At 63.0% G+C, this 21,041-nt stretch carries 22 protein-coding genes; 12 read left to right on the top strand and 10 right to left on the bottom strand.

The window, feature by feature from the left end:
* Window positions 1-480 (top strand): hypothetical protein, encoded by a 480-nt coding sequence (locus tag ACSSV3_RS08535; RefSeq protein ID WP_354324337.1) that lies wholly within the window; start codon window positions 1-3, stop codon window positions 478-480.
* Window positions 481-484: 4 nt separating this feature from the next.
* On the opposite strand, the gene ACSSV3_RS08530 is transcribed toward ACSSV3_RS08535, so the two are convergent.
* A complete protein-coding gene (locus tag ACSSV3_RS08530) occupies window positions 485-796 on the bottom strand; it encodes a type II toxin-antitoxin system RelE/ParE family toxin (protein ID WP_354324339.1) in 312 nt (103 codons plus the stop codon).
* Entirely contained in the window at window positions 796-1,035 is a 240-nt protein-coding gene (locus ACSSV3_RS08525; RefSeq protein WP_354324341.1) for a type II toxin-antitoxin system ParD family antitoxin, read from the bottom strand. Before ACSSV3_RS08525 ends, ACSSV3_RS08530 begins: the two co-directional genes overlap by 1 nt.
* Before the next feature lie 98 nt (window positions 1,036-1,133).
* Here ACSSV3_RS08525 and ACSSV3_RS08520 point away from each other — a divergent pair, with 98 nt between their 5' ends.
* Window positions 1,134-2,177 (top strand): C13 family peptidase, encoded by a 1,044-nt coding sequence (locus tag ACSSV3_RS08520; RefSeq protein ID WP_354324343.1) that lies wholly within the window; start codon window positions 1,134-1,136, stop codon window positions 2,175-2,177.
* Here ACSSV3_RS08520 and ACSSV3_RS08515 read toward each other — a convergent pair.
* Genes ACSSV3_RS08515 through ypfJ form a run of 3 tightly spaced genes read right to left on the bottom strand, consistent with a single transcriptional unit; the run spans window position 2,134 to window position 5,121 of the window.
* Window positions 2,134-3,747 (bottom strand): esterase-like activity of phytase family protein, encoded by a 1,614-nt coding sequence (locus tag ACSSV3_RS08515; protein ID WP_354324345.1) that lies wholly within the window; start codon window positions 3,745-3,747, stop codon window positions 2,134-2,136. The two genes, ACSSV3_RS08520 and ACSSV3_RS08515, sit on opposite strands and share 44 nt — an antisense overlap.
* The gene (locus tag ACSSV3_RS08510; protein ID WP_354324347.1) at window positions 3,744-4,259 is read right to left on the bottom strand and encodes a hypothetical protein; all 516 of its coding nucleotides are present in this window, start codon (window positions 4,257-4,259) and stop codon (window positions 3,744-3,746) included. The genes ACSSV3_RS08515 and ACSSV3_RS08510 overlap by 4 nt, the downstream gene beginning before the upstream one ends.
* Window positions 4,237-5,121, bottom strand: a complete 885-nt coding sequence (gene ypfJ, locus ACSSV3_RS08505; RefSeq protein ID WP_354324349.1) for a KPN_02809 family neutral zinc metallopeptidase — start codon at window positions 5,119-5,121, stop codon at window positions 4,237-4,239. The genes ACSSV3_RS08510 and ypfJ overlap by 23 nt, the downstream gene beginning before the upstream one ends.
* A 107-nt stretch (window positions 5,122-5,228) precedes the next feature.
* Between ypfJ and ACSSV3_RS08500 the strand changes: the two genes are divergently transcribed.
* The 5 genes from ACSSV3_RS08500 (at window position 5,229) to ACSSV3_RS08480 (ending at window position 10,788) form a co-directional block, all read left to right on the top strand.
* Window positions 5,229-5,981, top strand: coding sequence for a 3-hydroxybutyrate dehydrogenase (locus ACSSV3_RS08500; protein ID WP_354324519.1), 753 nt, complete (start codon window positions 5,229-5,231; stop codon window positions 5,979-5,981).
* Window positions 5,978-7,483, top strand: a complete 1,506-nt coding sequence (locus tag ACSSV3_RS08495) for a M20/M25/M40 family metallo-hydrolase (protein ID WP_354324350.1) — start codon at window positions 5,978-5,980, stop codon at window positions 7,481-7,483. The genes ACSSV3_RS08500 and ACSSV3_RS08495 overlap by 4 nt, the downstream gene beginning before the upstream one ends.
* An 84-nt stretch (window positions 7,484-7,567) precedes the next feature.
* Entirely contained in the window at window positions 7,568-9,022 is a 1,455-nt protein-coding gene (gene guaB / locus ACSSV3_RS08490; protein ID WP_354324352.1) for an IMP dehydrogenase, read from the top strand.
* Between the two features lie 24 nt (window positions 9,023-9,046).
* A complete protein-coding gene (locus tag ACSSV3_RS08485; RefSeq protein WP_354324354.1) occupies window positions 9,047-10,225 on the top strand; it encodes an RsmB/NOP family class I SAM-dependent RNA methyltransferase in 1,179 nt (392 codons plus the stop codon).
* A gap of 62 nt (window positions 10,226-10,287) precedes the next feature.
* Window positions 10,288-10,788 (top strand): tetratricopeptide repeat protein, encoded by a 501-nt coding sequence (locus ACSSV3_RS08480; RefSeq protein ID WP_354324356.1) that lies wholly within the window; start codon window positions 10,288-10,290, stop codon window positions 10,786-10,788.
* 4 nt (window positions 10,789-10,792) lie between these two features.
* On the opposite strand, the gene ACSSV3_RS08475 is transcribed toward ACSSV3_RS08480, so the two are convergent.
* Together ACSSV3_RS08475 and ACSSV3_RS08470 are read right to left on the bottom strand one after the other, a co-directional pair.
* Window positions 10,793-11,272 carry an RNA pyrophosphohydrolase gene (locus tag ACSSV3_RS08475; RefSeq protein WP_354324358.1) on the bottom strand — a complete coding sequence of 160 codons (480 nt, stop codon included), beginning with the start codon at window positions 11,270-11,272 and terminating at the stop codon, window positions 10,793-10,795.
* On the bottom strand, window positions 11,269-12,234 hold the full coding sequence (locus ACSSV3_RS08470; RefSeq protein WP_354324360.1) for an alpha/beta hydrolase: 966 nt from the start codon (window positions 12,232-12,234) through the stop codon (window positions 11,269-11,271). The genes ACSSV3_RS08475 and ACSSV3_RS08470 overlap by 4 nt, the downstream gene beginning before the upstream one ends.
* Before the next feature lie 110 nt (window positions 12,235-12,344).
* Here ACSSV3_RS08470 and ACSSV3_RS08465 point away from each other — a divergent pair, with 110 nt between their 5' ends.
* From ACSSV3_RS08465 to ACSSV3_RS08455, 3 genes are all read left to right on the top strand, one after another.
* Complete coding sequence (locus ACSSV3_RS08465; protein WP_354324362.1) at window positions 12,345-13,334, top strand: metal-dependent hydrolase; 990 nt, start codon at window positions 12,345-12,347, stop codon at window positions 13,332-13,334.
* Between the two features lie 120 nt (window positions 13,335-13,454).
* Window positions 13,455-14,846 (top strand): cryptochrome/photolyase family protein, encoded by a 1,392-nt coding sequence (locus tag ACSSV3_RS08460; RefSeq protein ID WP_354324521.1) that lies wholly within the window; start codon window positions 13,455-13,457, stop codon window positions 14,844-14,846.
* A gap of 61 nt (window positions 14,847-14,907) precedes the next feature.
* Window positions 14,908-16,143 carry a serine hydrolase domain-containing protein gene (locus tag ACSSV3_RS08455; RefSeq protein WP_354324363.1) on the top strand — a complete coding sequence of 412 codons (1,236 nt, stop codon included), beginning with the start codon at window positions 14,908-14,910 and terminating at the stop codon, window positions 16,141-16,143.
* An 18-nt stretch (window positions 16,144-16,161) separates the two neighbouring features.
* Here ACSSV3_RS08455 and ACSSV3_RS08450 read toward each other — a convergent pair whose 3' ends face one another.
* The 3 genes from ACSSV3_RS08450 to purF all read right to left on the bottom strand — a co-directional run bounded on the left by ACSSV3_RS08450 (window position 16,162) and on the right by purF (window position 18,855).
* Window positions 16,162-16,509 carry a PilZ domain-containing protein gene (locus ACSSV3_RS08450; protein ID WP_354324365.1) on the bottom strand — a complete coding sequence of 116 codons (348 nt, stop codon included), beginning with the start codon at window positions 16,507-16,509 and terminating at the stop codon, window positions 16,162-16,164.
* A 152-nt stretch (window positions 16,510-16,661) separates the two neighbouring features.
* Window positions 16,662-17,378, bottom strand: coding sequence for an SDR family NAD(P)-dependent oxidoreductase (locus ACSSV3_RS08445; protein WP_354324367.1), 717 nt, complete (start codon window positions 17,376-17,378; stop codon window positions 16,662-16,664).
* A gap of 4 nt (window positions 17,379-17,382) precedes the next feature.
* Window positions 17,383-18,855, bottom strand: a complete 1,473-nt coding sequence (gene purF / locus ACSSV3_RS08440) for an amidophosphoribosyltransferase (protein ID WP_354324523.1) — start codon at window positions 18,853-18,855, stop codon at window positions 17,383-17,385.
* Between the two features lie 243 nt (window positions 18,856-19,098).
* Between purF and ACSSV3_RS08435 the strand changes: the two genes are divergently transcribed.
* Both ACSSV3_RS08435 and ACSSV3_RS08430 read left to right on the top strand, forming a co-directional pair.
* On the top strand, window positions 19,099-20,337 hold the full coding sequence (locus tag ACSSV3_RS08435; RefSeq protein WP_354324368.1) for a lipoprotein-releasing ABC transporter permease subunit: 1,239 nt from the start codon (window positions 19,099-19,101) through the stop codon (window positions 20,335-20,337).
* Window positions 20,330-21,031 carry an ABC transporter ATP-binding protein gene (locus tag ACSSV3_RS08430; protein WP_354324370.1) on the top strand — a complete coding sequence of 234 codons (702 nt, stop codon included), beginning with the start codon at window positions 20,330-20,332 and terminating at the stop codon, window positions 21,029-21,031. Before ACSSV3_RS08435 ends, ACSSV3_RS08430 begins: the two co-directional genes overlap by 8 nt.
* Window positions 21,032-21,041 lie beyond the last annotated feature (10 nt).

The raw sequence follows: 21,041 nt of genomic DNA, 5'->3' as shown, positions 1-21,041 counted from the left end.
ATGGAATGGAGCACTATTCCTCCGGCGGAATATCATGGTCTCTTTTCAACTGACGTTGCAGTTCGGGTGCTTGGTCGCGCCCCGGATGGTCGCTGGGATTTGCAACTCAATGTGAAAGCGCCTGCGACCGACGACGGTCATGTTGTGTCGTCCAAACAGCTTGAATCGATCCACAACGTTTTTCCACACATACCAGGCACAATCACTCATGATCAGGGTCATGCTCTCATTTCGTATTGCGAGTTTGCAAGGATCCTGATCGCTGGCAAATTTTCGCACTTTTGTCAGAATGATAAACAGTTGTGGGCTTCAATCTTCGCAACTCTGGTTTCGCATGATGAGGAGGTCGGGAAAGAGGTTGTTGCGTGGCTTGATGACCGACGCTCCTACGGTTCGGAAAGATATCCAATTGAAGGCGTCAGTTTTTTTGACGAATTGATTGAAGCAGGCTGTCAGATCGAAAACGGTATGCAGAACTAGGTGGCTAAGGGTGCCAGCGAGCAGAAAAATTCCAATCCCATCGCTCAAAATCACTCGCCACGTGCAACACCCGGACAATCTCGATCCGGCCTTCCGCCACCTCATAAAACACCGCGTGGCGCCCGCTATTCATGCGCCGAAGGCCGGGGCGAGTTTCTAACTCTGGAAAGCGTAGCGGGAATTCGCGCAGGGATTTTATATCGGTTCGCAACTTCCCAACATAATAGACCGCTTGAGTGTCACCCCATGCGCTGCGGGTTTCGCGACCGATGCGCCGCATGTCGGCGGATGCCGCCGTGCGGAATATGATACGCATCACTTGGCAAGAAATTCTTCGTCAAACCAACAATCAATATCGAACGTCTCGTCAATCGGGCTTGCCAAACCTTCGTCGATCGCTTCCAGCAGTTTCGATTTGAAGGTTGAGCGTTCCTCGTGCAACCGCAGCGCCTCGCGAATGACCTCACTGGTCGAGCTATACTCCCCCGATTCAACCTTTCGGCGAGTATAATTTTCAAAGTGGTCGCCGAGCGAGATTGAGGTGTTTTTGCCCATGCGAGCTTAGTTACCAGATATTGGTAATTCTGGCAACTTGGGACCACGTACACGCTCACGCTTGACCGAACTCCTGCTTGCAGGCAGCTTGCACTGCGATGAACAAGGGCGCGATCATCGCAGGGGCCTTGGCGGCGTTGCTGGCAGTGCCGGTTTTGTCGCAATCTGCGGCGCAACCCTCCGCCACCAACCCCAACCAGCCGCCACCCCACACCGCACCCTTTCCCGATCTTGCCAGCGGAGAGGGCCGGGCCGAGCGGCGCAAGTCATATGAACTCAGCCCCGAATTACAGCGCGGGGTTTCCGCCGCCGCGATCCGCGAACAGCAGCGGCGGCTTGATACGGCGCTCGGCGCGCTTGCTCCGCAGCGGCCCGGCGTGGCTGATGCCTATGTGCTCACCATCGCGCTGGATAGCGATCCGGTGTTCGCGCGTGAGGCGCGGGAGGCCGCGCGGGTGCTGGGCGCGCGGTATGATGCACAGGGCCGCACGCTGACGCTGGCCGGGCCGGACGGTGCGCGCGATGACAGGCCCCACGGCTCGATCACCGCGCTGCTGCTGGCGCTGTCGCACGTTGGATCAGTGATGGACTCGTCCGAGGATGTGCTGGTGCTCTATACCACCAGCCACGGGTCGGACATTGGCCTTGCCTATCACTACGGCGATAGCGGCTATGGCATTCTGTCCCCCGCCAAGCTAAAATCGGCGCTGGAGGAGGCCGGGATTCGCCGCCGGGTGCTGATTATCAGCGCGTGTTATTCAGGCGTGTTCGTCCCCGCGCTTGCCAGCCCGGACACCGCGATCCTCACTGCGGCGGCGGCCACGCGCAATTCGTTTGGCTGCGTGGCGGAGAATGATTGGACCTATTTTGGCGATGCGCTGATCAACCGCGCGCTGCGTCAGCCGGTGGCGCTCGATGAGGCCGCGCGGATGGCCGGGCGTTCGGTGGCGGAGTGGGAGACTGAGGCGCGTTTCCTTGCCTCGCTGCCGCAGGTCAGCATCGGGGCGGGGGTGAACCAATGGCTGACTGCAATCGAAGCAGGCAAACCGCAGGTGGCGAGCGCGCCGGTCGGCCGCCCGGCATTTGACAAGGCCGCACTTATGGCGCGGGCGGCGAAGCCTCAGCCCGCCGCGCAGAAATGATTGTGATTGGCGCGGCCAGCATCTCACCCCGCATTACCCCTTCGCCTGCCTGATCGTCACGCGGGGCAGCGTGGATCGCGGCGACCACTTCCATGCCATCGGTGACATATCCGAACACCGGAAAGCCCGCGCGCCACGCCGGTTCGCTCGCCGTGGGGTCGGCATCGAACCCGGTCTGATCCTCGATCATGATGAAGAAATCACCGTCGGCGGTGCCGGGCGCGTTCATCGCCATCGAGACCGATCCGTGGGTATGGGTCAGGCCGGTCTGGCTGGTGGGTTCGTGGGTGATGGGGGGCAGAATACGCTTCGGATCGCCGCGTGTGCCGCCTTGCACCAGGCCGCTGGGCTGCGGATCGCTCTCAAGGCGCACCGCGCGGTAAAACGTGGTGCCATCCAGCCGCCGCTGATCGACATAGCGCAGGAAATTGCCCGCCGTGATCGGTGCGCGCTCGGTCTCCAGCGCGATGGTGATCGGGCCGAGGGTGGTTTTGATCACCACACTGACGCTGGCGGCATCGGGGAAGGGGCGGGTGCCGGGGCGCGATGTGGGCGCGGCGGCGAAGGCTTCGGGCGTGGCGGGCACAGTCTCGGCAGGCTCACCCTTGATCTCGAACTTCATCAGCAGTGTGCGCTGGCACCCATCGCCGGGCTTGGTCTCGCAATTGCGGAAGTTGTCGTCCGATACGAGATACAGAAACGTGCGCCCCTGAGCTTCACGTACCGCCAGCCCTTCGAAATTGTCGAGCATCAGTGGCGGTGCTAGCACGGCGAGGGTTTGCGGGTCGGCATCCGGGGTGAGCGCGACAATCGCCGCGCGGTTGCCGTATCCGGGGGTGAAGCTGCGAAACAGCACATAGCAGGTGCCATCGCCCTTGCATGCGGCGTCGGTCGGCGTGCCGCCCACCTCGGCCAACCCGGCGGGGGCGGGAAGGTGGAAGGTTTGCGCACCCGCAGCCGTGATCCGCAGGCAATTGGGGCGCGCAGGATCGGCCCACTCGCCGCATACCAGCAGCCCGCCATCATAGGCGGCGAGGGCTTCGATCCCACCATTGGCATCCGTGATCGCGGCGATCAGGCTATCCGCGCCGCTTTCGCTGCCGGTGGCCGCGCCGCCGTGTTCGGCGTAGCGCCAGATGCGGTGATCCTGTTCAAACGCGATCAGCCATTCGCCAGAGGCCAGCCGGGTGATTGCCTCGGCGTCGCCGCGCTGCTTGCTGCCAAGCTTGCCGCCCTTGGCATCGCGCAAATCACCGATGGTCACCGATGAGACATCGACGAGGCGGCCTGCCACGTCCTCAGGCGTCATCACCAGCCAGCGGCCGTCATCGGCGACCGCATAAAGCTGATCCTCGTGCCATTCGATGGACGAAATGCCGCCAATCCTCGCCTTATCCGGCGCGATTTCCACTCCCCCGCGAAAGATCAGTTCACCAACTTCCGCTTCGCTTTCACCCTCCGCCAATTCAACCGGGGTGGTAAGCGGTAAAAACTCGTCTTGCGGCTGTGCTTGCGCCGGGAGAGCGCCGAGCAAAATCCCGACCGCGGCGATCAGCAGCGTGCGCATCATTGGTCAGCAGCACCGCCCGCGCGCTTTGGCCGCGCCGGATAGTCACAGCCGCGCCCCAGCCCCCAGCCTTTGAGGAAAGCGCGCCGCACCATGCCTGCGGTATAGGCAGCACGCAGCGCACGTTCAGCGTCAGCGGCACCGGTCGCTTCGCGCAGAAGGCCGCGGAACGGAATGATCGATCCCACGATTTTTTGGCCGATGCGCCCTTGGTTAAGGCCGCCATTGCCGTCATCCACGGCAATGTCATAATCCGCGCCGAGCACTTGATCCAGGGAGGCGATATCGGTGACGATCGCATCGCAACGCCTGAGTCCGGCAGTGGCATAGGGATCGCGTTCGGCAATCAGCAACACTTCAGGAATGTCCTGAGCGTCGATGTTGAAATCGCGCAAGGGCGTCTTGGCAACTTCGGTGCTATCGGGCTCGGGCACCACTTGCGCCGCCGCCGGGGTGGCCATCAGCGCAATCCCGGCCAGCAGCGCGAACGGCCTAACCCGCTTCGAAGAACACATCACAGGCATCATCATTGCGACTTTCCAATCCTAGTTTGAGCTCTTGCATCCGCTGGCGGCTGGTGCCGTGGGTGAAGCTTTCGGGGTATATGCGCTGCCCCGCATTGCGCATCAAGGTATCATCGCCGATCGCGCTGGCGGCTGTCAGCCCTTCTTCAAGATCGCCGGGTTCGATCAGGTTGCGATTGCGGCCTGCCCACATCCCGGCATAGCAATCGGCCTGCAATTCCATCGCCACCTGCAATTGATTGGCCTGCGACGGGTTGCGTTGCTGCGCGGATCGCACCTGCGGGGAAAGCCCGGTGATGGTCTGGATGTGGTGGCCATATTCATGCGCGATCACATAGAGCCGAGCAAAATCACCCCCGGTGCCCGACATCTGCGCGAGCTGATCGTAAAAGCTGGTGTCGATATAGATGCCCTTGTCCGCCGGGCAGTAGAACGGCCCTGCGGCAGAGGTGGCGCTGCCGCAGCCATCGGTTGCCACCCGGCCATCGCGGTAAAGATCGAGGAATGGTTGTTCGAACGGGATCCCGGCGCGGTCAAACGCCGCTTGCCATGTGATGTTGAGGCTGGTGAGCGCGTTGCAGGCTTCGGTGGCATAGGCGCTGGTGGCGCAGACTTCCGCTTCGGTCAGATCGTCGCTGCTGCTGCTGCCGCTTTGCGCCGGGCTGGCCTGCTGCTGCACGCCTTCAACCAGGCCGATGGTGTCCATCGGATCAAGCCCGAATACCACCGCGCCGATCAGCGCAATCGCCAATGTGCCGCAGCCGATCCCGCCAGCGCGCCGCGCGCCGCCACCTCCGCCTGCGCTGCTGGATCGAACATTGATCCGTGAAGTGTCAAAAGGGCCCAACCGCATCCAGAATCCTCCCCCATCGCGCGCCGCTTTAAGCAATTTGCTGGACAGCCGCTTTTCGGGCGGCAAAAGCGAACGTGAATAGCCCGAACGTGCAGGAGATGCGGCGAATGCTCAAGGAAAAGCGTGCACTGGTTACCGGCTCAACCTCTGGCATCGGTCTGGCGATTGCCCGTGCGTTGGCGGCGGATGGGGCCGAAGTGATCCTCAACGGGCTGGGCGATGCCGATGAAATCGCGCGCCTGTGCGAAGAACTGGGCGCGACCTATAATGGCGCGAACCTGCTTGATCCGGCGGCTATCGCGCAGATGATGGCAGATATCGGCCCGGTTGATATTCTGGTCAACAATGCCGGGATGCAGCACGTCGCCCCGGTTGAGGAATTTCCGCCGGAAAAGTGGGATGCGATACTGGCACTGAACCTTTCGGCGGCGTTCCACACTACGCGGCTTGCCGTGCCTGGAATGAAGGCCAAAGGTTGGGGCCGGATCATCGCCACCGCCAGCGCGCATTCGCTCACCGCTTCGCCGTTCAAAAGCGCTTATGTCGCGGCGAAACACGCGATGGCGGGCTTTACCAAAAGCATCGCGCTGGAACTCGCCACGCACGGCGTCACCGCCAATTGCATCAGCCCCGGCTATGTCTGGACGCCGCTGGTCGAAGGCCAGATCCCCGACACAATGGCCGCGCGCGGAATGACCCGCGACCAGGTGATCAATGATGTCTTGCTGGCGAAGCAGCCGACCAAAAGCTTCGTCCAGCCCGAAGATGTCGCCGCGCTGGCGTTGTTCCTGTGCGGCGATGCCGCGCGCAACATTACCGGTGCCAATTACAGCATCGACGGGGGTTGGACCGCCGGATGATTGGCGCGCCCGCCCGGCTTTTTCTGGCGGTTCTGGTCAGCCTGCCGCTGGCCGCCTGCGCGCGTGCGCCAATTACCAGTGCTCCGCTGGCCGAACGCGCCGCTATCGAACAGCGGTTGATGGCTGATATCGCCGTGCTGGCGAGCGACGATTTCGGCGGGCGCAAGCCGGGCACACCGGGTGAGGACAAGACGCTCACTTTTCTTGAACGACGCATGGGTGAGATTGGGCTTGTATCGGGCACCAATGATCCGGGCTCATACTGGCGGATGCCGGTCGATCTGGTGTCCACCCGCCCGCTGACTGGCAGCCTGACCCTGACACAGGGGCGCAGCAGCGTAACCGTGCCGGAAACGGACGCCGCCGTGTTCACGCCGCGCCGCCGTGCGCTTGCCGCCAGCGGGCCGGGCACGGGGGTGCCGGTGGTGTTTGTCGGTTACGGCGATGGATCAGTGCTGGGCGATGCGATGGCGGGCGCGGTGGCGGTGATGCTTGCCGATCCGGGCCGCGATGCCGCACGGCGCGCGGCCTTGTTCGCGCAGCGGGCGACCGCAGTCGTCACCGTGCTGCCCGATGCCGGTGCGCTCACCCGCGTGCGCATGGCCGGAACGCGCGAAAGGCTGCAACTCGCCAGCGAGGATCAGGACACATTGTCAGCCTATGTCACCGATGCCGCACTGGCAGAGGCGGTAGGGGCACATCGCTGGGATAGCTACAAGGCGGATGCTCAAGCGCCGGATTTCGCCCCGCTGGAGATCAATCTGGCAATCACGTTGCAGGCGAGTGCAGAGCGCCGCGAATTCACCTCCAGCAATCTGGTGGGCAGGATTCCGGGTAGCGCGCCGGGGGCGGGGGCGATCCTGCTGCTGGCGCATTGGGATCATCTGGGCGAATGCCGTCCACCCGAAGAGGTCGACCATATCTGCAACGGCGCGGCGGATAATGCCAGCGGGCTTGCCGCAATGCTCGAACTGGCGCGGCGGTTGAAGGCTGGCGGGCCGCTGGGCCGTGATATTTACGTGTTGGCGACCACCGCCGAAGAAGGGGGCCTGCTGGGCGCGCGGGCATTTGCCAAGGCCGCGCCGTTGCCGCTCGGCTCTATCATCGCCGCGTTCAATTTCGACATGGTAGCCATCGCACCAGAAGCCAGCCCGGTGGGTTTTATCGGGCGCGGGCAGACGCCGCTGGATCAGGTGATCCTCGATTATCTGGCGCGCAGTGGGCGCGAACTTGGCGAACAGGACTTGGCTGACAGCTTTATTCAGCGCCACGATGGCTGGGCATTGCAGCAAAATGGCGTGCCGGCGGTGCTGCTGTCGAGCAGTTATGGTAGCGCTGCGATCCTGCGTCCGTTCCTTGACAGCCGATACCATCGCCCGTCGGACCATACGGCGGAAATCGAGGTGGGCGGCGCGATTGATGACCTGTTGCTGCACGAAGGATTGATCCGCCTGCTGGCCGATCCGGCGCGCTATCAGCCAGTGGCAGATGAGCAGCCCTAGCCTATTGCGCCAAGTGCGGTTACATGGGCCGCCACGATTCCCCCTCTCCCGCTGACCCCCGCGATCCTGAAGAAAGTGGCGCATATGGATATCCCGCTCGGCCTGACCTTTGATGACGTGCTGCTCCGCCCGGCGCAAAGCAGCATCTTGCCCAGCATGGCCGACACCTCGACCCGGCTGACGCGCGACATCGCGCTCAATATTCCGGTGCTGTCATCGGCGATGGACACCGTGACCGAGGCGGATATGGCGATTGCAATGGCGCAGCTGGGCGGGATTGGCGTGCTGCACCGCAATCTTGAGATCGCAGAACAGTGCGCGGCAGTGCGCGCGGTCAAGCGGTTTGAAAGCGGGATGGTGGTCAACCCGATCACCATCGGCCCCGATGCGACGCTGGGCGATGCGCAGGCGTTGATGCAGCAACACCGGATCAGCGGCATTCCGGTGACGGACCGCGATGGCAAGCTGGTTGGCATCCTCACCAACCGCGACGTGCGCTTTGCCGAAAATCCGGCGCAGCCGGTGCGTGAGTTGATGACCACCGAAAACCTCGCCACCGTGCCGCTCGGAACCGGGCAGGAGGAAGCGCGGCGGTTGCTCCACGCACGGCGGATTGAAAAGCTGCTGGTGGTGGATGATGCGTTCCGTTGCATCGGCCTCATCACGGTCAAGGATATCGAAAAGGCGGTGAATTACCCCAACGCGACCAAGGACGCCGCCGGGCGCCTGCGGGTGGCGGCGGCGACCACGGTGGGCGATGCCGGGTTCGCCCGCACCGAAGCGCTGGTCGATGCCGAGGTTGACGTGATCGTGATCGACACTGCGCACGGCCACAATGTCGAAGTCGCGCGCGCGGTTGAACGCGTGAAGAAGCTGTCGAACGCGGTGCAGGTGATCGCGGGCAATGTCGCCACCGCCGAAGCCACGCGTTCGCTGGTCGATGCAGGCGCCGATGCGGTCAAGGTCGGGATCGGGCCGGGGTCGATCTGCACCACCCGCGTGGTCGCCGGAGTTGGCGTGCCGCAGCTGACCGCGATTCTGGAAAGCGCTGCCGAAGCCGCCAAGTCAGGCGTGCCGGTGATAGCCGATGGCGGTCTGCGCACCAGCGGCGATGCGGCCAAGGCGTTGGCGGCGGGCGCTTCCAGCGTGATGATCGGTTCGATGCTGGCCGGAACCGCCGAAAGCCCCGGCGAAACCTTCCTGTTTCAGGGTCGCAGCTACAAGAGCTATCGCGGGATGGGCAGCGTCGGCGCGATGGCGCGCGGCAGTGCCGACCGTTATTTTCAGCAGGATGTTTCGGCATTGAAGCTGGTGCCCGAAGGGATCGAAGGTCAGGTGCCGTTCAAAGGCTCTGCTGCCAATGTCGTCCACCAGCTGGTTGGCGGGATCAAGGCGGCGATGGGCTATACCGGCTCTGCCACGATTGCCGATTTGCAGAAGCGCGCGCAATTTGTGCGGATCACCAATGCCGGGCTGTCTGAAAGCCATGTGCACGATGTCGCCATTACCCGAGAGGCACCCAATTATCCCACACGTTAAATCAGCGCGCAGCGAGCTGGGGGCATGACCCCCGCCGCAAGGGTGCAGGCAGCCATCGATCTGCTCGATACGGTCATCACCGCTGCGCGCGGCAAGGGCGCGCCGGCTGACCGCATTATCGCCGAATATTTCCGCACCCGCCGCTATGCCGGATCGAAAGACCGGCGCGCGGTGCGCGACCTGGTGTATCAGGCGATCCGCCTGTGCGGCCCGGTGCCCGAAAACGGGCGCGCGGCGATGCTGGCGGTCGCGGGGCAGGACGCTGCGATTGCGGCGCTGTTCGATGGATCGCCCCACGGCCCCGCGCCGAAAGCCGAGGGCGAGCCGGTGGCCAAGACTGGCCTCGCGCCCAAATGGTTGGTGGCTGCACTCAGGGCATCGGGGCTGGGCGGGCCAGAGATTGCCGCGCTGCTCGACCGTGCACCGCTTGATATCCGGGTCAACGCGCTCAAGGCGGATCGTGCCACGATCGTATTGCCCGAAGCAGGCGAGCCACTCGCCGCCGCGCAGGCGCTGCGGTTCCCGTCTGGCACGCAGGTCGAACAGTGGGATGCCTATGCCGCAGGGCTGATCGAGGTGCAGGATCACGGCAGTCAGCTGATCATCGATGCGCTGCCGGTGCAGCCGGGCGACACCATCATCGATCTGTGCGCTGGCGGCGGCGGCAAGACTCTGGCGCTGGCAGCAAGGCTGGGCAATGCGGCGAGCATTATTGCCGCCGATACCGACAAGCGGCGGCTGGGCAACCTTGCCCCGCGCGCCGAGCGGGCGGGTGCGGCAATCGATCACATCGTACTGCTCGATCCCACCCGCGAAATGCGCGCGCTGGGCGATTGGGCGGGCAAGGCCGATCATGTGCTGGTGGATGCCCCGTGTTCGGGCAGCGGAACGTGGCGGCGCAGCCCCGAAGGGCGCTGGCGGCTCGATCAGGCGGAACTGAAACGGCTCAATGCCTTGCAGGATCATGTGCTGGATGTCGGCTCCTATCTGGTGCGTCCCGGCGGTTCGCTGGTGTTCGTCACCTGCTCGGTGCTCGATGCCGAGGGGGTAGACCGGATCGCTGCGTTTCTGGCGCGTCATCCCGGTTGGCAGGCCGAACCATTGCCGCTACCATTGGGCCGCGCGCACGGGGCGGGCCACCGGCTCGATCCGCTCCATGATGGCACGGATGGATTTTTCATCGCCTGCTTGCGTTCACCGTGATAGTCTCCAATGCTATGACCCAACCTTCCGGTTCCCGGTCCAAAGCATTGAAGGAGCTTTTGATGCGTTTTGCGCCTACTGCTGCCGCCCTTTCGCTGTGTCTGGCCATGACGGCGAGCGTAACTTTCGCTGGATCGGGCACTCCCGATGCGCGCGCAGCGGCGCTGGTGGCGCAGGGACAGGCGGCGTTGCAGGCGGGCGAAACGCAGGCCGCGATTGACGCATTCGAAGCCGCGCTGGCGGTTGATCCTGGCTACACCCCGATCTTCATTGATCTGGCCGAAGCCGCGCGCCAAAGCGGGCTGCAGGGCAAGGCGATCCACTACTACCGCGAAGCGCTCGAACGTGATCCGGGCAATTTCGCGGCGATTTCAGGCGAAGGCGCGGCCTTGGTGGAAAAGGGCGCGTTGGAAAAGGCCAAGCGCAATCTTGCCACGCTGCAAAGCCTGTGCGGCGATAATTGCCCCGAAACCGTGGCGCTGCAAGGCTCCATCGCGCGCGGGGTTCCGGCAGCGCGGCTGGCAGCCGATAGCGCGGCCGATGGCGCAGCGGTCAGCAACTGACAACTTAGATCAGCGGCAGAAACTCTGCCACCAGCGCGGCGTAAACATCGCGTTTGAACGGGATGATCAGATCGGGCAGCGTTTCGATCTCTACCCAGCGATAGGCGTTGAATTCGGGCGAATCGTGCGCTTCCAGATCGATATCGGCATCGGTGCCGAGGAATCGGCCAAGGAACCAGTATTGTTCCTGCCCGCGATATTTGCCCTTCCACACCTTGCCCAGCAATTCGGGCGGCAGGTCGTAGAACAGCGGGCGTGAGGCCGGAGCGATCACTTCGACCAAGTGCGGCCCGATCCCGGTTTCCTCCACCAATTCGCGCAAGGCGGCATCGCGCGTGTCTTCGCCCGGATCGATCCCGCCTTGCGGCATCTGCCAGAACCCGTGCGCCGATGCGTCGATGCGCTCACCCACGAACACCAACCCTTCGGCGTTGACCAGCATGAAGCCCGCGCAGGGGCGATAGGGCAGGTCTTTGTGGCTCATGCCGGGTTTGCCAGCATGAACTGCATCGCAGCGATGATGCGTTCCAGATCGGCTTGGGTGCTCGGCACTGCGCCGCGCAGGTTGGTGAAGGAATGCGTCACCCCGCGCATTTCGAGGAACACCACGTCGCGCCCCGCATCGACTAGCGCTTTCGCATATGCGCGGCCCGAATCGCGGATCGGATCAAGGCTGGCGGTGGCGACGATGGTCGGCGGGGCATCGCTGTGATCGGACAGGATCGGGAAGCCGCGCGGGTCGCTGCGGTCGGCACCGTAGGCGGCATCAAAAAAGCCCATCGTGTCGGCGGTTAGCAGGAAGCCTTCGGAAAAAGCCGCCATGCTGGCCGAACCATTGGCATCAGCAACCAGCGGAAATAGCGGCACTTGCAGCACCACCGGCACGGCGGCGGGGTTCGCGCCCAGCATTTGGCTGACGACCACGGCGGCATTGCCCCCGGCACTGTCCCCGATGGTGATGATGCCAGAGGCGGCGCGGCCCAATTCGGCAGGACTGCCAGCCACCCAGCGCGCCGCCGCCTCGCAATCGAGGATCGCGGCGGGGAAGGGGGCTTCGGGTGCGAGGGCATAATCCACCGCCACCAGCGGCAGATCGATCAGCGCCGCGATTTCGGTGCAGAGCGCGTGGTGCGTGTCCAAATCACCGATCACGAACCCGCCGCCGTGAAAGAACACCACCACCGGTGAGGCCGCGTCGCGGCTCTCGCGGGCATCGTAGAGCCGCAGCGGGATGTCGCCAGCCGGGCCGGGGCAGGAAAGATCGCGGATCACCGCCAGATCGCGCGCCGGGCGGTCGGCGATATTGTGCATCGCCTGATAGGACGCGCGCGCCTCCTCCAGCGACAAATCGGCAAGCTTTGGCCCGTTCACTGCCGCCATCATGTCGAGGAAGCCCTTCATGTCGGGGCGGATGAATGGGCCAGAACTATTAGAGTGATCGGTCATTGCGGTTCTCTCCTGGAATTGCTTTGGCGCTGCGATAGGCGAGGGCGCACCAGTTTTCCAAGCGCATTTGCAGTTCCCTTGCCGTCCGCGCGTCGCTAGCCAGCGAAGTCATGGACAATCTGACACATAGCCTTGTCGGCGCAGTGCTGGGGCAGGCGGGGCTGAAGCGCACCACCGGCCTTGCCATGCCTGCGCTGATCATCGGCGCGAACCTGCCCGATGTGGACGCGGCGTGTTTTTTCTGGCTGGAAGGCACCGAACACCTCGCCTTCCGGCGCGGGATCACCCACGGCCCGCCCGCGCTGCTACTGTTGCCGTTGATATTGGCGGGGCTGCTGTGGGGGTTTGACCGCTGGCAGACCAAGCGCGGGACGCGGCCCGACGGGCGGCTGCCGGTGCGGATTGGCTGGCTTTATGGACTCGCCTTCATCGGTTGCCTTGCCCACCCGGCGCTGGACTGGCTCAACGTTTACGGAATCCGGCTGCTGGAGCCGTTTTCGTCGCAATGGTTCTACGGCGATACGCTGTTTATTATCGACGTATGGCTGTGGGCGGTGTTGATTGGAAGCATCTGGTGGTCGCGGCGGCGGGAGAAACGGGGCGAGGCGTGGATGCGGCCTGCGCGGGTGGGGATTGCGGTGGGGTTGGCGTATATCGCGATGAACTGGGGGATTAGTCAGCAGGCCAGCGCGGCAGGCGAGCATGCGCTGGAGGTCGGTGTAAGGCCCATCGCCTCGCCTGTGCCGCTAGCTTTCTGGGAGCGCGAACTGATCTTCTACGTGAAGCAAAATTCGCCCATTCCCGATGCTGTACTAGGACGCTGGTCGCTCCTTCGCGGTACGGATCAGCAATCGTGGCAAGGTGTCGGAGGCCATTTCCCGCTCGTCGTGAACGAAGGGGAAAAACTTCCCGTATCTCTCGACACATTCAAGTTCGATCCTCAAGTCGCTGCATTCCTTTTCTGGTCGCGGGCCACCGTAGCGGAGTGCGAGAAAGGTTCGGTGATCCTCTACGACGCCCGCTTCTACGATCCGCGCGCGCGGGGGCGGTTCTCGGTTGCGTTGCCTGACGTGGAGTGTGAGGAACTTACAACGAATTAATTGCCTTAAGTCCCAAAACCCGTTCGTGCTGAGCTTGTCGAAGCACTGTCCTTCTTTCTGGGGCTGGGGACAGAAGAAAGTGCAGCCCTTCGACAGGCTCAGGGCGAACGGAGTTTGATGTTGTCCGATACCCAACTCGTATGGCTGCGGCGCGATTTGCGCCTTGCCGATAACCCAGCGCTCTATCACGCCGCCAAGGCCGGGCCGGTGGTGTGCGTCTATGTGCTCGATGATGCGGCGCCCAAACATCACGGCTATGGCGGTGCGTCACGCTGGTGGTTGCATCATTCGCTGGCGAGCCTTGCCCGCAGCCTTGAAGCACGCGGGAGCAAGCTGATCCTGCGGCGCGGCGATGCGGTGGAGGAACTCGCCAAGCTGGCCGAGGAAATCGGCGCGGCCACCATCCACGCCAATCGCCATTACGAACCGTGGTGGAGGAAAGCACAAGGGCGGCTGGCCGAACGCCTCACCCTGCAACTTTACGATGGCAATTATCTGATGCCGCCGGGCAGTATCGCCACCGGGACGGGCGGGCAGTACAAGATCTACACCCCGTTCAGCCGAGCGGTGCGCGCAGAGTTCCCCCCGCGCGATGAATTGCCAGCACCCGAAAGGCTAAGCGCGCCGGATAACTGGCCCGCGTCCGACGACCTCGCATCATGGAACCTGCTCCCGACCAAGCCCGACTGGGCGGGGGGGATGCGCGATTTCTGGCAGGTGGGAGAGGCCGCCGCGCAAGAACGCCTCAACTGGTGGGAAACCCACGTCGACGATTACGATGAAAAGCGCAATTTCCCCAGCGTCGACAAAGTCTCGCGCCTCTCCCCCCACCTGCATTTCGGCGAGATTTCGCCCGTTCAGGTGTGGCACCGCTTTCAACACAAGCGCTCGGATGGCTGGCGCACCTTTGAAGGCGAACTGATCTGGCGCGACTATGCACAGAACGCGATCCTGCAATTCCCCGCCTATGCCACCCAGAACTACCGCGAGGATTTTGACCGCTTCCCGTGGCGCGACCCCTCGACGGACGACGCTGCTGCCCGCGACCTCAAAGCGTGGAAGGAAGGCCGCACCGGATACCCGATCGTCGATGCCGGGATGCGCCAATTGTGGCAGACCGGGTGGATGCACAACCGCGTCCGCATGATCACGGCGAGCTTCCTGATCAAGCACCTGCTGATCGACTGGCGCGCAGGCGAAAAATGGTTCTGGGATACGCTGGTCGATGCCGATTATGCCTCGAACGCCACCAACTGGCAGTGGACGGCGGGGACGGGCGTGGATTCCAATATGTTCAGCCGGATCATGGCCCCGCTCAGCCAGTCTGAGAAGTTCGACGCGGCCCGTTATATCCGCGAATATGTGCCCGAACTTGCCGCGCTGGATGCGCCCTATATCCACGATCCCGAAGAGTTTGGAAGGCGACCGGCGGGCTATCCGCGCAAGATCATCGCGCACCGCGCCGCGCGCGAACGTGCGCTGACGGCGTTGCAGGCGATGAAGGGCGGGTGAGGGGAGGAAGCCCCACAGGGCTTGCCCACGCCGACTTCCCCCGCCTATGCACTGCGTATAAATGCATGAAAGGGATATGATGATGGGCGGCGCACAGCGGATTTCGCGTTTGGTTTCAGGCAGCGCGCTCGCTGCTTTGCTGGCGGGATGCACCGGCACAATTGGCGGCGAATCGGCTGTTGTCCCGCCGCCTCCGCTCACCGCGCCGATCACCCAACCGCCGCCGCGCGACCAAGCCGATTTGCAGATATTGTTCTGGAACGATGACCAGCGCAGCAAACGCTTCCGCGCGATGGAACAGTGGTTTGCCGGCCACGAAGTGCCTGCCGCGCGTACGCCGCGCATCTTGCCGAAAGGCGCACCGCTTAGCCAAGCGTTGCAAGCCGATCTGAAGGCGCTGATGAAGGACACCAATGCTTCCGGGATCATGGTGCTGGTTGATGGCAAGGTGCGGTATGAAAGCTATGCTCTCGGCCTTGGCCCCAAGGATCGCTGGACCAGTTTTTCGGTCGCCAAAAGCTTTACCTCGACCTTGCTTGGCGCGGCGATCAAGGATGGGTTTATCACCAGCCTTGATGATCCGGTGACGCAGTATATCCCTGACCTCGCCGGTTCAGCCTATGAAGGCGTAAGCGTGCGTCAGCTCGCCACCATGACCAGCGGGGTCGCATGGAACGAGAATTACACCGATCCCAATTCCGATGTCGCGCAGATGGCGCGGTTTGTGGTCGACCATGGCCCCGATGCGGTGGTCGCCCAGATGAAGGCACTCCCGCGCGAGGCACCGGCAGGCGAAAAGTGGGTTTATAAAACCGGCGAGACCAACCTGATCGGGGTGCTGGTTGAAAACGCGGTCGGGATGCCGTTGGCCGAATATGCGCGGGCCAAGATTGTCGAACCGGCGGGCTTTGCCGGGGGCATGTTCTGGATGGTTGATCCGCGCGGCGGTAATATCGGCGGGTGTTGCCTGTCGCTCCGGCTGTCGGATTATGCGCGGATGGGCCAGTTCGCGCTTGAAGGCGGCAAAGGCACAGTTCCCGAAGGCTGGTTTGCCGAAGCAGGCAAGCCGCAGGTCGATTTCGGCCCTGATGCGCCGGGCTTTGGCTATGGCTACCAGTGGTGGACCTATCCCGGCGGCAATTACGGCGCTCAGGGGATTTTTGGACAGGCGATCACGCTGGTGCCGGACAAAAAACTGGTGATGGCAGTGGTCAGCAATTGGCCGACGGCGACCTCCAGCGAAGCGCGCAGCCAAGCGCGCGCGGTGGTGGCCAAGATTGCCGAGAGCCTGGAATAACCTCCAGACCCGGCCCGATCAGATCACCTGACGGTACACGCCGATATTGCTGTAACGTTGCAGGATATTGTCGTGCACGATCGGGCTAAGCAGTTCCGAAAAGGCACATCCGACGATGCAGTTATCCCACCACACCACCTCGGCCTGCAGCGATTCGAGCCCCGGCAATGTCAGCCAGCACATCTGGCCTTCGTGCATCCGGTTGATCGACGCGGCGGAAAAGCCGGAAATCGACAGGTCATGCACCACGCTCTGAAAAGCGCGCCCGCCCGATGCGCGCAAGGTCGCCGGGATCGTCAACCGTGTTCGCGGCGCGCAGCGATCTTCCTGTGCGGCCGTAAGGTAGGGATCAGAAGTAAGCGCCATCACTGGGAACCTTGTATACTTAGCCTGTGGTCTCGAGAGTCGGATGGTCCAGCGGCTGCTATGCCAGCGCATCCCCTAAGACGCATTTGCCGAAAAGGGTTAACGACCAGGTAGGTATTTGCGGGGAGTGGCGCCCGAACCGGGGCCGAGCCCTATCCGATGCGTTCGCGGTGGAGCGTGTCAAACCCTTGGGTAAGCAGCGCAACCAGACGGTTGGCGACCACTTCTGGGGCCTTGACCGTTTGCGGGTCTTCACCCGGATAGGCGCGGGCGCGCATTTCGGTGCGGGTCGCGCCCGGATCAATGATGGCGACGCGCAAGGGGCTGAGCCGCTCGACTTCGGCAGCATAGGTTTCAAGCAGGTTTTCAAACGCCGCCTTGGTCGATCCATAGGCACCCCAATAGGGGCGGGGGGTAGCGCCGACGCTGCTGGTCAGCCCGATGATGCGGCCTGCCTCGGCCCGGCGCAGCAACGGATCGAACCCGGCGATCAGCGCCTGCGTGGCGACCACGTTGGTGAGCAAGGCCTGATTGAACTGCTTCGGTTCAACCTGCGACAGCGGGGTCAGTTCGGGCAGGTAGGCTGCGGCCAGCACCATGATGTCGAGCGTGTTCCAGCGTCCGGCAATCGCACCCGCCAGCCGCGTGACTGCATCGGGCTCCATCAGATCGAGCGGCGCAATGGTCGAGGTGCCGCCGAAAGCGTGAATCTCATCCTCGACCGCTTCCAGTGCCTTTACCTTACGCGCCACCAGAATCACGTGCGCGCCAGCCTCGGCCAGCGCTTTGGCAGTGGCGGCCCCGATCCCGCGGCTTGCGCCTGTGACAAGCGCGGTGCGCCCGGATAGCGGTTTCGTCGTCTCGGTCATGGAATCAGGCGGCTTTCGGATCGGCAAAAGGAAGTTCAGCAGCCTTGTTTTCGGCCTGCGATAGGTCAGTCAGCGCGGTGGGGTAATCGCCCGAGAAGCAAGCGTCGCAGAATTGCGGGCAGGCGGCATTGCGATTTTGCGAACCGACGGCGCGGTACAATCCGTCAATCGACACAAAGGCGAGGCTGTCAGCCTTGATGAATTCGCGCATCGGTTCCAGATCCATCCGCGCGGCGAGCAGTTTGGAACGTTCCGGCGTATCGACTCCGTAGAAACAGGAATACGCAGTCGGCGGGCTGGCGACGCGGAAATGCACTTCGGTGGCGCCAGCTTCGCGCATCATCTCGACGATTTTCATGCTGGTGGTGCCGCGCACAATCGAATCGTCGATCAACACGATCCGCTTGCCCGCCACCAGCGCGCGGTTGGCGTTGTGCTTGCGCTTGACCCCCGAATGGCGCGCACCGTCAGACGGTTGAATGAAGGTGCGCCCGACATAGTGCGAACGGATGATGCCGAGTTCAAACGGCAGGCCCGAAGCTTGCGCGAACCCGATTGCGGCAGGCACGCCGCTATCGGGCACCGGCACCACCAGATCGGCATCGCACGGGGCTTCCAATGCCAGCTGGGTGCCGATCGCCTTGCGCGCTTCGTAAACGCTGCGCCCGGCAAATACGCTGTCGGGGCGGCTGAAATAGACGTGTTCAAAGATGCACGGGCGGGGCTGTGGTCTGCCAAACGGGCGCACACTGGTAATTTCGCCGGAGAAATCGACCAGCACCAACTCGCCCGGTTCAACTTCTCGAATGAATTCGCCGCCAACCACATCGAAGGCGACGGTTTCGCTGGCAAACAGGATCGTCTCTCCCATCCGGCCCATCACCAGCGGACGAATGCCCAGCGGGTCGCGGCAGGCGATCATGCCTTCGGGGGTCATCACGATCAGCGCATAGGCGCCTTCGACCAGCCGCAGCGCGTCAACCAGCCGATCAGCGATAGTGGGATAACGGCTGGTTGCAACGAGGTGGATGATCACTTCGGTATCGGAGGTCGATTGAAAGATCGAACCCTTGTTCACCAGATCGGTGCGCAGCATCATCGCGTTGGAGATATTGCCGTTGTGCGCCACCGCGAACCCGCCGCTGGCGAGTTCGGCATAAAGCGGCTGAACGTTGCGCAGGCCCGATCCGCCGGTGGTGGAATAACGCACGTGACCTGCCGCCATGTGGCCGGGCAATTCGGCGATGGCCTCGGGTGAGGAGAAATTTTCGGCAACATGGCCAAGCCCCCGGCGCGAGTAAAACTCGTGACCGTCAAAGCTGGTGATCCCGGCGGCTTCCTGCCCGCGATGCTGCAACGCGTGGAGGCCCAAAGCCGTTGCTGCGGCCGCATCGGAGGCATTGATCGCGCCAAATACCCCACATTCTTCGCGCAGCTTGTCTCCATCCGCATCAAGGAAGGGGTGGGTCATATTCAGGGGTGTCATCGGTATCACCAGACCTGTCGGCAAGATTGCTTCCGGGGCGCTCCGCCCCAATGGCGATGTGACGGATCAATTACAAGCGAAAGCGGGATGGCGATGCCCGGCTTTTTGCTGACCACGTTGTGACAAGTCTGGATTGCTTTGGTGGTGCCGGGGACAGGTTTCAACGCGGGATTGCGGCCTTTGCCCCGGCGCACTACAGGCAATGTTCACCTTACAGGCAGCACTGACCTTCCCATGCTCTCCCCATTCGAATGGATGATCGCCAAACGGTACCTCTGGCCCGGCAAGGGGGAGGCGTTCATTGCGCTGGTCGCCGGGATTTCGGTGGGCGTGGTGATGTTGTCGGTCGCGATGCTGGTGATCGTGATGAGCGTGATGAACGGCTTTCGCGCTGAATTGATGGACAAGATCGTCGGGCTGAACGGCCATGCGATTGTGCAGGCCTATGGCGGCAGGCTGGATGATTGGGAAAGCGTGCTCGCCAATGTCGAGCGCACGCCCGGCGTCGTCGATGCCTCTCCGCTGATCGAACAGCCGCTGTTGACCAGCTTCAATGGCCGGGCAGAAGCAGTGTTCGTGCGCGGCCAGACTGACAAGGATATTGCCGAACTGGGTGAAAAGGTCGTGCTGGGCGACATGGCAAGCTTGCGCGATGGATCGGGCCGGATCGCTATCGGCACGCGGCTGGCGCAGAATATCGGCGCGCGGGTGGGGGATACCATCACCATCATCAACCCGCAGGGCCGCGCGACGCCATTCGGCACCTCGATCCGGCAGGTCGGGTATGAAGTCGGCGCGATCTTTGAAGTCGGCATCTATGACTATGACGAGAAATTCGTCGTCCTGCCGATCAAGGATGCGCAGAAATTGCTATTGATGGGCGATTCCATCGGGATGATCGAAGTGACCGTGGATAACCCTGACCGGGTCGGCCAAATCCTTGAACCGCTGGCCACGCAACTGGCGGGCAAGGCGGTGATTGCCGACTGGAAAACGATCAATTCGGCGCTGTTCGAAGCCTTGCAGGTTGAACGCGTGGCGATGGCATTTGCGCTGAGTTTCATGGTGCTGGTGGCCGCGTTCAACATCCTTTCCAGCCTGGTGATGCTGGTGCGCGCCAAGACCCGCGACATTGCGATCATGCGGACAATGGGGGCAACGCGCAGGAGCTTGCTCAAGATTTTCGTCACCACCGGCACCACCGTCGGTGCGATTGGCACCTTTGCCGGTCTGGTGCTGGGCGCGATCGTGCTGTTCTTCCGCGAGCCGATTGTCGATTTCATCGCGTTCACCACCGGGCAGGAAATCTGGGATCCGCAGGTGCGGTTCCTTACGACCCTGCCATCGCGCACCGATCCGTGGGAGATCGCCGGGATTGTTACGCTCGCGTTGGTGATGAGCTTTCTGGCCACGCTCTATCCGGCGCTGAAGGCGGCCAATACCGATCCGGTGCAGGTGCTGCGTTATGAATAGCCCCTTGAACCCTGACGCTCTGATCGTTTCGTTGAAGGGCTTGAAGCGCACCTTTGAACAGGGCGGCCAGCGTATCGAAGTGCTGCGCGGGGTCGATCTCGACATCATGCCGGGGGAAATTGTCGCGCTGCTCGGCCCTTCGGGTTCGGGCAAATCAACGATGCTGCAAGCGGTCGGCCTGCTTGAAGGCGGGTTCGAAGGATCGATCAGCGTGGCGGGGGAACGCGCGGAGGAGCTTGCCAGCGATCAGCGCACCCGGCTGCGGCGTGAACATCTGGGGTTCGTTTACCAGTTCCACCACCTGCTGCCCGATTTCGATGCGCGCGAGAATGTGGTGATGCCGCAGATGATCCTCGGCACACCGCGCGCTGATTGCGAAGAACGCGCCGATAGTCTGCTCACCAGCCTCGGCCTCGGCGAGCGCCTGACCCACCGCCCCAGCCAGCTTTCGGGCGGTGAACAGCAGCGCGTTGCGGTTGCCCGCGCGCTGGCCAACCGCCCGATGCTGGTGCTGGCAGACGAACCGACCGGCAATCTTGATGAACACACGGCGGACAAGGTGCTAGAACAATTCCTCGCGCTGGTGCGCGGTGAAGGCAGCGCGGCGCTGGTCGCGACGCATAATGAACGGCTTGCCCGGCGGATGGACCGCGTGGTGCGACTCCACGACGGCGTGCTGACCCACGGGCTTTGAAAAGGATGGG

The organism is Porphyrobacter sp. MBR-49, from assembly GCF_053628655.1.
This window is presented reverse-complemented; position numbering and strand designations above follow the sequence as displayed.

Excerpts from the sequence above, each read along its gene's own strand:
- ACSSV3_RS08535 (WP_354324337.1), top strand. The coding sequence starts at position 1 with ATGGAATGGAGCACTATTCCTCCGGCGGAATATCATGGTCTCTTTTCA.
- ACSSV3_RS08530 (WP_354324339.1), bottom strand. The coding sequence starts at position 796 with ATGCGTATCATATTCCGCACGGCGGCATCCGCCGACATGCGGCGCATC.
- ACSSV3_RS08525 (WP_354324341.1), bottom strand. The coding sequence starts at position 1,035 with ATGGGCAAAAACACCTCAATCTCGCTCGGCGACCACTTTGAAAATTAT.
- ACSSV3_RS08520 (WP_354324343.1), top strand. The coding sequence starts at position 1,134 with ATGAACAAGGGCGCGATCATCGCAGGGGCCTTGGCGGCGTTGCTGGCA.
- ACSSV3_RS08515 (WP_354324345.1), bottom strand. The coding sequence starts at position 3,747 with ATGATGCGCACGCTGCTGATCGCCGCGGTCGGGATTTTGCTCGGCGCT.
- ACSSV3_RS08510 (WP_354324347.1), bottom strand. The coding sequence starts at position 4,259 with ATGTGTTCTTCGAAGCGGGTTAGGCCGTTCGCGCTGCTGGCCGGGATT.
- ypfJ (WP_354324349.1), bottom strand. The coding sequence starts at position 5,121 with ATGCGGTTGGGCCCTTTTGACACTTCACGGATCAATGTTCGATCCAGC.
- ACSSV3_RS08500 (WP_354324519.1), top strand. The coding sequence starts at position 5,229 with ATGCTCAAGGAAAAGCGTGCACTGGTTACCGGCTCAACCTCTGGCATC.
- ACSSV3_RS08495 (WP_354324350.1), top strand. The coding sequence starts at position 5,978 with ATGATTGGCGCGCCCGCCCGGCTTTTTCTGGCGGTTCTGGTCAGCCTG.
- guaB (WP_354324352.1), top strand. The coding sequence starts at position 7,568 with ATGGATATCCCGCTCGGCCTGACCTTTGATGACGTGCTGCTCCGCCCG.
- ACSSV3_RS08485 (WP_354324354.1), top strand. The coding sequence starts at position 9,047 with ATGACCCCCGCCGCAAGGGTGCAGGCAGCCATCGATCTGCTCGATACG.
- ACSSV3_RS08480 (WP_354324356.1), top strand. The coding sequence starts at position 10,288 with ATGCGTTTTGCGCCTACTGCTGCCGCCCTTTCGCTGTGTCTGGCCATG.
- ACSSV3_RS08475 (WP_354324358.1), bottom strand. The coding sequence starts at position 11,272 with ATGAGCCACAAAGACCTGCCCTATCGCCCCTGCGCGGGCTTCATGCTG.
- ACSSV3_RS08470 (WP_354324360.1), bottom strand. The coding sequence starts at position 12,234 with ATGACCGATCACTCTAATAGTTCTGGCCCATTCATCCGCCCCGACATG.
- ACSSV3_RS08465 (WP_354324362.1), top strand. The coding sequence starts at position 12,345 with ATGGACAATCTGACACATAGCCTTGTCGGCGCAGTGCTGGGGCAGGCG.
- ACSSV3_RS08455 (WP_354324363.1), top strand. The coding sequence starts at position 14,908 with ATGCATGAAAGGGATATGATGATGGGCGGCGCACAGCGGATTTCGCGT.
- ACSSV3_RS08450 (WP_354324365.1), bottom strand. The coding sequence starts at position 16,509 with ATGGCGCTTACTTCTGATCCCTACCTTACGGCCGCACAGGAAGATCGC.
- ACSSV3_RS08445 (WP_354324367.1), bottom strand. The coding sequence starts at position 17,378 with ATGACCGAGACGACGAAACCGCTATCCGGGCGCACCGCGCTTGTCACA.
- ACSSV3_RS08435 (WP_354324368.1), top strand. The coding sequence starts at position 19,099 with ATGCTCTCCCCATTCGAATGGATGATCGCCAAACGGTACCTCTGGCCC.
- ACSSV3_RS08430 (WP_354324370.1), top strand. The coding sequence starts at position 20,330 with ATGAATAGCCCCTTGAACCCTGACGCTCTGATCGTTTCGTTGAAGGGC.